Below are 9,372 nucleotides of genomic sequence, written 5' to 3' on the forward strand. Positions count from 1 at the left end.
CTTCAGACCTTGAGTCCGACGCCGCTCATGGCGTGTCCCTGCAGCGTGTCCGCCGGATTCCGGTGGGGATCGGGGCGCCAGGCCGACGTCCGGACGACGCCCGGCTCCACCATCTCCAGACCGTGGAAGAAGTCGGAGATCCGTTCCGGGCTGCGCAGATGGTACGAGCCGGCCGAGTTCGCGTTGTAGGAGGCGACGGCCCGGTTCAGCGCGTCACTTGTGTCCGTGCCGTCGCTGAGGGCCAGGTAGCTCCCTGTGGGGAGCGCGTCGAGCAGCCGGTCGACCAGCGCCCATGGATCATCCTCGTCGGGGAGCTGCCCCATGATCCCGAGCATGGTGAGCCCGACCGGCCGGCTGAAGTCCAGCGTCCTGGAGGCTTCGTCAAGGATCGCGTCGGCGTCCCTGACGTCGGCGTCGATATACGCGCACGCGCCCTCGGGAGTGCTGGAGAGCAGGGCGCGGGCATGGGTCAGGACCAGGGGATCGTTGTCGACGTACACGATCCTCGACTCCGGGGCCGCCTGCTGCGCCACCTCGTGCGTGTTGTCGGCCGTGGGCAGGCCCGTGCCTATGTCGAGGAATTGACGGATACCCGCCTCCACGGTCAGGAAGCGCACCGCGCGGGCGAGGAAGGCCCGCTGGAGCCGGGCGATATCGGCGAAGTCGGGAAAGGCTTCGAGAATCACGTCGCCCATCTGGCGATCGACGGTGTAGTTGTCCCTGCCGCCCAGCAGGTAGTTCCATACGCGTGCCGAGTGAGGCCGGTCCGTCCGAAGCCCGTCGGCCGGCGACTGCGGTGATGTGTTCATGGCCAGATCCTCACATGTGCCCTTCCGTGCCTGCGCCCTCGCTGCTGGAGGAGCTGACGGACCGGATCGTCGCCGAGGACGAACTCGCCGACGGCCCGGTCGTCCGGCTCCGCGCCTACGACGCTCGGCACGACACCGCCCTCACGGACACGCTGGAGGCCTGGCTGAACACCTTCGGCGACGTGGCCGCCGTGACCGCCGCGCACGTCGGCCCCAACACTTTCCGTTACCGGCTCGAGCGGCCGGCCGTGGTGGCGGGCATCGATCTCGACGACCCGGAGGCCGGATCCGAAGCCATGTTCCAACTGCGGCTGGACCCGCCGCAGCACTGGCGTCGGCCCGGTCCTCACCGTGACACGCGCGATCCGCCCGGCCCGGGGCGGGCGCAATGATGAAAGAGTTCTCGTGGCAACCGGACCGGGCGACGCCCGCACGTCCGCGTGTCCGAGCAGCCGCGTATCCGAATGTCGACGATGGGACAGATGCCATGCCTCTCAAGGGCGAGTACGAGCCGAGCCCCGCGCAGTGGGTCCGCGACCAGGTCGAGCTGTTCGAGAGCTCCGGTGGCACGGAGGGGACCACGATGCGGGGCCTGCCGGTCATCATCCTGACCACCCGCGGGGCCAAGAGCGGCAAGATCCGCAAGACGCCGCTCATGCGGGTCGAGCACAGTGGCTCGTACGCCGTGGTCGCCTCGCAGGGCGGCGCCCCCAAGCACCCGGTCTGGTACCACAACCTCGTGGCCCACCCCCACGTGGAACTGCAGGACGGCCCCGTCCGCCAGGACATGAACGCCCGTGAGGTCACCGGCGAAGAGAAGGCGGTGTGGTGGCAGCGTGCGGTCGAGGCGTTCCCCGACTACGCCGACTACCAGCTCAAGACCGACCGGCAGATTCCGGTCTTCGTCCTGGAACCGGCGGCCGAGCCGCACTGACGACCGCGCGAGGGAGGCGCGGCCGGCAGGCCCGCCGCGCCCCCGGACGCGGCCTCGTGAGCCGGGCACGGTCAGTGGTGTTCCGGGTCGGGACAGGCCGAGCGGCGGCCCGCATCGGCCTGCGGAGGGATCGTACAACCGAGGCGCTGGAGGCTGCAGAGCGGCTTCATGGCCTCGCTCCGTCGGCCGGCGACACGGCTGCCGAGGACGTGGCACGCACCTACCCGGAGTCCGAGAACCTCATCCCCCGCGGCCAGGGCCCTACTTCGGGATCAGGCCGTCAGCTTCCCGGGCAGCCAGCCCAGCTGCGCGGCCTCCTGGAACGGCCCACCGCCCTCGTGGTCGTTGAAGTCGTACACCTCGATGGCCTTGTCCTGGTGGGCGTACGCGTTGAAGGCGGCGAAGACGGTCGAGGGCGGGCAGGTCATGTCCTCCAGAGCCGTCGAGAACAGCGCCGGCGCACGCCCACGTGCGGCGAAGTGCACGCCGTCGAAGTAGGACAGGGTGGCTCTCGCCTGTTCGGCGCGGCCCCGGTGCGTCTTGAGGTAGCTGCCCACCTCGCGGTACGGGGTGCGGTCGGTGACGGTGAGCGCGCGGGGGAAGTCGCACAGGAACGGGACGTCCGGCGCGATCGCCACGAGGTCGGGTATCAGCCCGCCGACGGCGAGCGTGATGCCGCCGCCCTGGCTCTCGCCGATCGCCGCGGTGCGCGCCGCGTCGGTCAGCGGATGCGAGCGCGCCGCCTCCACCGCCCGCACCGCGTCGGTGAACACGCGCCGGTAGTAGAACGCGTGCGGGTCCTCGATGCCCCGGGTCATGAAACCGGGGTACGAGGGCGGGCTGCCCACCGGGTCGGGGGTGTCGCCGACCTGCCAGCCGCTGCCCTGGCCCCGGGTGTCCATCACGAAGTGCGCGAAACCGGCCGACGCCCAGAGCAGATGGGTGTGGGCGAGGCCCCGCCCGCCGCCGTAGCCGATGAACTCCACGACCACCGGCAGCGGTTCGGTGGTGCCTGCCGGGAGAACGAACCAGCCCTTGACCGGGTGCCCGCCGAAGCCCGCGAACGTCACGTCGTACACGTCGACGGTGCTCAGCCCCGTGCCCGTACGCAGCTCAAACCGGGCATCGAGGTCGTGAGACCTGGCCTCGACGAGGGTCTTGGACCAGAACGCGTCGAAGTCCTCCGGCTCCACCGAACGGCTGCGGTAGTCGCGCAACTGGTCGAGGGGCAGATCGAACAGGGACATGCGGAACCGCCTTCTTCGCAGGGGTGAGTGATCACCCGTGGGGATGGTTGATCACACGGTACGGGTGCCGGCGGCGCGCGGACGAGGGTGCCGTTGCGCCGGGAAGAAGTTGGGCCCGAACTCTTGGCGGGCACCGGACCGGCCCTCACGGTTGGCTACCGAATCGCCGGGTCCGCCCGGTGAACCGCCGACACCCAGCCGTGCAGGTCCCCCTCCGCGTTCTCGAAGGAAAGGCCGTCGACCGGGCTGGTACCGTCCGGACAGACCTTGCCGAACTGCTCGAACCGGACCACGCCCGCACGGCAGGAGGGCCCCGGACATGCCGCACACGGGCCGCGAATCCCGGTGTCACGGCCGTGTGCTGAACTGTCCGTGGCACATCTGATTCAGGAGCACCTTGTGAGCAGCTACCGGCACCCCGGCATCGTCTTCACCGACCGTTATTTCACGGTCCCGCTCGACCACACCGATCCGGGCGGCGAGCAGATCGAGATCTTCGGCAGGGAAGCCGTGGCGAGCGGCAGGGCCGGTGAGGAACTGCCCTGGCTGGTCTATCTGGAGGGTGGCCCCGGCTTCGGCGCCCGGCGCTTCGTCGGCGCGGAGGCATGGCTGGGAAGGGCGGTGGAGGAGTTCCGGGTGCTGCTCCTCGATCAGCGAGGCACCGGCCTGTCCACCCCGGCCAACCGGCAGACCCTGCCGCTGCGCGGCGGTCCGCGCGAGCAGGCCGACTACCTCGCCCACTTCCGGGCCGACAACATCGTGCGCGACTGTGAGCTCATCCGCCCGCAGCTGACCGGTGGCGAGCCGTGGACGGTCCTCGGTCAGTCCTTCGGCGGCTTCTGCGCCGTCCGCTATCTGTCGGCCGCCCCCGAAGGGCTCAGGACCGTCCTGATCACCGGCGGGCTGCCCTCGCTCGACGCGCACGCCGACGACGTCTACCGGGCCGCCTACCCGCGGATCGAGCGCAAGGTCGCCGCCCACTACGCGCGCTACCCGCAGGACGTCGAGCGCGCCCGGAAGGTCACCGCTCACCTCGCGGAGCACCGCCCGGAAAGCGGGGGGCACCGTCTGACGCCCGAGGGGTTCCAGTCCCTCGGGATCATGCTGGGCGGTGGCAACGGCAGTCATCAGTTGCACTACCTGCTGGAGAACGCCTTCGTCCGTACGCCGCTGGGCACCGAACTCTCGGATACGTTCCAGGAGGCGATGCGCACGGCGAGTTCGTTCGCAGGGCATCCGCTGTACGCGCTGATGCACGAGGCGATCTACGGTCAGGGCGAGCGGCCCACCGGCTGGGCCGCCGAGCGGGTCCGTGCCGAATTTCCCCAGTTCGACGCGGCCACGGCGCTCAAGGGCGACGGCCCGGTGCTCTTCACCGGTGAGAGCATCCACCCCTGGCACTTCGAGGTCGACCCGGCGCTGCGCCCGCTGCGCGAGGCCGCCGAACTGCTGGCCTCCCGTACCGACTGGGCGCCGCTCTACGACACCGAACGGCTGGCCGCCAACGAGGTGCCGGTCGCCGCGGCCGTCTACCACGACGACATGTACGTCGACACCGGTCACGCGCTGCGCACGGCGGCGGCGATCCGCGGGCTGCGTACCTGGGTGACCAACGAGTACGAGCACGACGGGCTGCGCGCGGGCGGACCGCGCGTACTGGACCGGCTGCTCGCCCTGGTCCGGGACGAGGTCTGATCGGTTCCCGCGAACGGGAGGAGCCGGTCACGCGCCCGCGTGCCCGGCTCCTCCCCTCGCTCGGTGTGTCAGCCCTGGAGGGCGTCCAGCGTCTCGTCCAGGTTCGCGGCCGAGCGCGGGGCGCGGTTGTACGGAAGCTTCGACAGGGCCGCCGCCATCCCGCACGTGTTGGTCACGGCGGAGAAGACGAGCCCGGAGCCGATGCCCGCGGCAACCCACCGGGCGGCCGGGAAGCGCACCCCGGCCAGCAGGCCGGCCACCACCAGCGAACCTGCGGCGAGCCGGACCTGACGCTCCATCGGCCAGGTCGGCCGGGCCCCGGCGGGACGGTCGAGATCGCGGCCCTCGCCCTCCCAGGCCGAGGTGCCGCCGGACAGGGTCACGGCGTCGATGTCGGCCGCGGTGAGAATGTCACAGGCCCGGGTGGAGCGGACGCCGGAGGCGCACACCACGAGCAGCGAGCCGCGGGCAGCGGCGGACTTCAGGGCGGGCACGGCCTCGGGGAGGCGGTCCAGCGGGATGTTCAGGGCACCGGGCACGTGCCCGGAGGCGTACTCGCCGGGGGCCCGCACATCGATGACGGTGAACTCCGCGAGACGGGCGGCGGCCTGGGCGGGGGAGAGGGAGACGGGGCTGGTCACGAGCAGTTGATTCCTTTCGTTCACCGGGGCCGAGGAGGGACTCGGGCTCTCCTGCCCCATTCGGTTAGAATACCCCTTGGGGTATCAGGAGGAGGATGTTGTGGAACTCGACATGGCGGCCGACGAACTGAAGTCGGTTCTCAACCGCCTTCGCCGCGCGCAGGGCCAGCTCGCCGGGATCATCAGGATGATCGAGGAGGGCCGGGACTGCGAGGACGTCATCACGCAGATGGCAGCCGTTTCCCGGGCGCTCGACCGGGCCGGTTTCGCGATCATCGCGACGGGCCTGCAGCACTGCATGGCCGACGGCGGCAGTGAGTCCGCGGACCGGGACCGGATGCGGGCACGGCTGGAGAAGCTCTTTCTCTCGCTGGCCTGACCGAGGAGCAGAGGGCGATGCCGCGAACGGGGCGCTCACCGCCCGGTCCGGCGCGTTGTGCGTGGTGAGGCGGCTCACGACCTCACCCGCGATGGAGAGCGGGCTCCCGACGCCCTGCGACTCCGCCTCCGGTGTTGTCGTCGGTCAACGCCGCTCCGCGTCGCTTCCCTCCTCCGCCTTGGTTTCGGAGCCGTATGACGCGGCTCGCTGATCCACTCTCCATCGCGGGTGAGGTCGTAACCTGCCGGCATGACGGAGCAGCTGACGCCCATGCCCGCGGACTGGCGGCGTGCCCTCGCCGTGGTCGCGCACCCCGACGACCTGGAGTACGGCTGCGCGGCGGCGATCGCGGACTGGACCGATGGCGGGCGCGAGGTCACCTACCTCCTCGCCACCCGCGGCGAGGCCGGTATCGACTCGCTCCCCGCGGAGGAATGCGCACCACTGCGCGAGCGGGAACAGCGGGCGAGCGCGGCGGTCGTCGGCGTCACCACCGTGGAGTTCCTGGATCACCGCGACGGAGTGATCGAGTACGGGATCCCGCTGCGCCGCGACATCGCCGCGGCCATCCGCAGGTACCGTCCCGAACTGGTCATCACGCTCAACCACCGCGACACCTGGGGCGGCGTCGCCTGGAACTCCCCTGATCACCGGGCGGTCGGCCGTGCCGCCCTGGACGCCGCGGCCGACGCGGGCAACCGCTGGATCTTCTCGGAGCTGACCGGGGCGGGGCTCCCGCCGTGGGACGGGGTGCGATGGGTCGCGGTAGCGGGGTCGGTCACCCCCACCCACGCCGTGGACGCGACGCCCGGACTGGAGCGGTCCGTGGAATCACTGCTGGCGCACCGCACGTACATCGAAGGGCTGACGGATGAGAACCCCGAGGCTTACTGCCGTACCTTCCTGACCGGACACGCGCAGTCCGCGGCCGAGCGGTTCGGGGGTCGCCCCGCCGTCACGTTCGAGCTCTTCGCCCGCTGAAAGCGGGCCCCGGCAGGGCAAAGCTCCAGGTCCAGGTGTTGATGTTGTCCAGACCATTGACATGCAAGCGACATGATGTTGAATTCGGTGTCGTTGTGTTGTGCGACTCCGGTGACTTGAGTGACCAATGGAGGACCTGTGACGCCTCGCCCATCCCGTTTCACCGCGCTCGCCACGGCGGCGACCGTGCTGGCCGGCGGTCTGCTGGCCGCGGTGCCGCCCGCCCAGGCAGCCGACGGCCCCGGAACCGCCGCACCGGCGAAGTCCGCGGCGGGGCAGCGGACCCCCGCCATCACGCCGACCCCGCAGTCCGTGCAGAACCGTCCCGACCGGATCACCATCAGCCCCGCCGTCACCGTGGTGGCGGGCGCAACCGCCGACGAGCCGACCCTCAAGGTGGTGGAGAGCGCGCTGCGCCGGGCCGGTGCACAGCGCGTCGTGCGCAGCGACAGACCCGGCACGAGCGGGCTCACCGTCCATGTCGGTGACTCCGCCGCGCTCGCGGCCCAGCACCTCGACGGCCCGTCCGGACTGCCCGCCGACGGCTACGTGCTCGGCATCGGCGCCGACCACATCGTCCTCGCCGGCAAGGACACCACCGGCACGTACTACGCCGCGCAGACCCTGCGTCAGGTTCTGCCGCAAGTGAAGCATCCGGGTGCGAAGGTCGCCGGACTCGCCGTACGCGACTGGCCCGGCACCGCACTGCGCGGCGTCATCGAGGGCTTCTACGGCACTCCGTGGTCGCACGAGGCCCGGCTGGACCAGCTCGACTACTACGGCGAGCACAAGATGAACATCTACGTGTACTCGCCGAAGGACGACGCGTATCTCCGGGCGAAGTGGCGCGACGCCTACCCTGCCGACCAACTGGCCCGGATCAAGGAGCTCACCGACCGGGCCGTCGAACGGCACGTGGAGTTCACGTACGCGCTCTCGCCCGGCCTCTCCGTCTGTTACAGCTCGGACACCGACGCCAAGGCCCTGGTCGACAAGTTCCAGACGATCTGGGACATCGGCGTACGGACCTTCGCCATTCCGCTCGACGACATCAGCTACACCGACTGGAACTGCGCCGAGGACAAGGCGAAGTGGGGGACCGGCGGGGGTGCGGCGGGCGCGGCGCAGGCCTATCTGCTCAACCGGGTGAACAAGGAGTTCATCGCCACCCACCCGGGTGCCCAGCCGCTCCAGATGGTTCCCACCGAGTACTACAACGTCTCCGCGTCGCCGTACAAGAAGGCGCTGGCCGAGCAGCTCGACCCCGGTGTCCTGGTCGAATGGACCGGCGTCGGTGTTGTCGCACCGACCATGACCGTCGCCCAGGCCGAGGCCGCCCGCACGGTCTTCAACCACCCGATCCTGACGTGGGACAACTACCCGGTCAACGACTACGCGACCAACCGGCTGCTGCTCGGCCCGTTCAACGGACGGGAGAAGGGCCTGCCCGGCAAGCTGGCCGGGATCACCGCCAACCCGATGATCCAGCCGTACGCTTCGAAGATCGCGCTCCATACCGTTTCCGACTACGCCTGGAACGACGCCGCGTACGACCCGCGCACCTCATGGAGCGAGGGGCTGAAGGAGTACGCGGGCGGCGACCCCCGTACCGAGAAGGCGCTGCGGGCCTTCGCCGACGTCAACTACAGCTCCGCCCTCAACAAGGACCAGGCCCCCGAGCTCGCGGCCGAGTTCGCCCGCTACTGGGAGTCCGGCGACGCCGCGCGGCTCACTTCGGTACTCGGTGCGCTCGGCTCCGCACCCGGCCGGTTGCGCGGCAGCCTTCCGGACCGCGGCTTCATCGCCGACTCCGGTCCCTGGCTGGACGCCACCGAGTCCTGGGCCACCGCCGCCCGTACCGCCCTGCGCATGGTCGAGGCGGCCCGCGCCGGAAAGGGCGCGCAGGCCTGGGAACTGCGGCAGCAGCTGCCCGCGCAGGTCGCCGCGGCGAAGTCGTTCACCTACACCGGGCTGGACGGCCGCAAGGTGCCGGTCCTCGTCGGTGACGGCGTGCTGGACCGGTTCATCGACGCTGCGAGCGCCGAACACGACCGGATTCTCGGCGTGAGCGGCCGGCCCTCGGCAGCGACGAGCCTGGGCACGTACCAGAGCAACACGGTCGCCCGGATGCTGGACGGCGACGACTCCACCTACTTCTGGAGCGACCGCGCGCCCGCCGCCGGCGACCAGGTCACCGTGGACCTGGGCCGGGTGCGGGACATCGGCGACATCACCCTCGCCATGGCCAAGCCCGGCAGCACCGACGACTACCTCCACCAAGGCGTGCTCGAATACTCGGCCGACGGACAGAACTGGCAGCAGCTCACCGCCTTCTCCGGAAAGCCGGACGTCACCGCGACCGCGCCCGCCGGAACGAAGGCCCGCTATGTGCGGGCGCGGGCGACCGCCGGCCAGGACAACTGGCTCGTCGTACGGGAGTTCGGCGTTCCGGCCGAGGAGGGTGCGGTCACCGGAGGCCCGCCCGCCACGGCCGGATCCTCGCTGCGGGCCGCGTCCGACGGGGACCCGGGCACCGTCTACCGGGCGGCCCGCGCTCCGGAGGCCGGGGAGGCGCTGGAGATGGGGTTCCTCGCCGCGCGCCCCGTGCGGTCCGTCACCGTTCTGCAGCCTGCCGGGTCCGCCGGGCGTGCCGACATCCAGCTGCGCGGCACCGACGGAACGTGGC

At 70.9% G+C, this 9,372-nt stretch carries 9 protein-coding genes; 6 read left to right on the forward strand and 3 right to left on the reverse strand.

The features are described from left to right. Positions 1 to 2 precede the first annotated feature (2 nt). Entirely contained in the window at positions 3 to 809 is an 807-nt protein-coding gene (locus tag ACFU8Q_RS35105; protein ID WP_384462258.1) for an SAM-dependent methyltransferase, read from the reverse strand. Between the two features lie 26 nt (positions 810 to 835). Here ACFU8Q_RS35105 and ACFU8Q_RS35110 point away from each other — a divergent pair, with 26 nt between their 5' ends. Then, a complete protein-coding gene (locus tag ACFU8Q_RS35110; RefSeq protein ID WP_384462261.1) occupies positions 836 to 1,201 on the forward strand; it encodes a helix-turn-helix domain-containing protein in 366 nt (121 codons plus the stop codon). 95 nt (positions 1,202 to 1,296) lie between these two features. After that, positions 1,297 to 1,743, forward strand: coding sequence for a nitroreductase family deazaflavin-dependent oxidoreductase (locus ACFU8Q_RS35115; RefSeq protein ID WP_384462263.1), 447 nt, complete (start codon positions 1,297 to 1,299; stop codon positions 1,741 to 1,743). 272 nt (positions 1,744 to 2,015) lie between these two features. On the opposite strand, the gene ACFU8Q_RS35120 is transcribed toward ACFU8Q_RS35115, so the two are convergent. Continuing rightward, complete coding sequence (locus tag ACFU8Q_RS35120; protein WP_384462266.1) at positions 2,016 to 2,990, reverse strand: acetylxylan esterase; 975 nt, start codon at positions 2,988 to 2,990, stop codon at positions 2,016 to 2,018. Between the two features lie 399 nt (positions 2,991 to 3,389). Between ACFU8Q_RS35120 and ACFU8Q_RS35125 the strand changes: the two genes are divergently transcribed. Then, positions 3,390 to 4,685 (forward strand): alpha/beta fold hydrolase, encoded by a 1,296-nt coding sequence (locus tag ACFU8Q_RS35125; RefSeq protein WP_384462269.1) that lies wholly within the window; start codon positions 3,390 to 3,392, stop codon positions 4,683 to 4,685. A gap of 68 nt (positions 4,686 to 4,753) precedes the next feature. Here the strand turns inward: ACFU8Q_RS35125 and ACFU8Q_RS35130 are convergent, their stop codons facing one another. Then, positions 4,754 to 5,326, reverse strand: coding sequence for a rhodanese-like domain-containing protein (locus ACFU8Q_RS35130; RefSeq protein ID WP_384462272.1), 573 nt, complete (start codon positions 5,324 to 5,326; stop codon positions 4,754 to 4,756). A 100-nt stretch (positions 5,327 to 5,426) separates the two neighbouring features. Between ACFU8Q_RS35130 and ACFU8Q_RS35135 the strand changes: the two genes are divergently transcribed. The 3 genes from ACFU8Q_RS35135 to ACFU8Q_RS35145 form a co-directional block, all read left to right on the forward strand. Next, the gene (locus ACFU8Q_RS35135; RefSeq protein WP_384462275.1) at positions 5,427 to 5,705 is read left to right on the forward strand and encodes a metal-sensitive transcriptional regulator; all 279 of its coding nucleotides are present in this window, start codon (positions 5,427 to 5,429) and stop codon (positions 5,703 to 5,705) included. A gap of 249 nt (positions 5,706 to 5,954) precedes the next feature. Next, on the forward strand, positions 5,955 to 6,686 hold the full coding sequence (locus ACFU8Q_RS35140; protein WP_384462278.1) for a PIG-L deacetylase family protein: 732 nt from the start codon (positions 5,955 to 5,957) through the stop codon (positions 6,684 to 6,686). A gap of 138 nt (positions 6,687 to 6,824) precedes the next feature. Next, positions 6,825 to 9,372: beta-N-acetylglucosaminidase domain-containing protein (locus tag ACFU8Q_RS35145; protein ID WP_384462280.1), on the forward strand; the 2,548-nt coding region annotated here is incomplete at its 3' end.

Source organism: Streptomyces sp. NPDC057543 (genome assembly GCF_042801895.1).
Taxonomy (GTDB): domain Bacteria; phylum Actinomycetota; class Actinomycetes; order Streptomycetales; family Streptomycetaceae; genus Streptomyces.

Coding starts and splice junctions, on each gene's coding strand:
- ACFU8Q_RS35140 (WP_384462278.1), top strand. CDS start 5,955: ATGACGGAGCAGCTGACGCCCATGCCCGCGGACTGGCGGCGTGCCCTC.
- ACFU8Q_RS35105 (WP_384462258.1), bottom strand. CDS start 809: ATGAACACATCACCGCAGTCGCCGGCCGACGGGCTTCGGACGGACCGG.
- ACFU8Q_RS35115 (WP_384462263.1), top strand. CDS start 1,297: ATGCCTCTCAAGGGCGAGTACGAGCCGAGCCCCGCGCAGTGGGTCCGC.
- ACFU8Q_RS35120 (WP_384462266.1), bottom strand. CDS start 2,990: ATGTCCCTGTTCGATCTGCCCCTCGACCAGTTGCGCGACTACCGCAGC.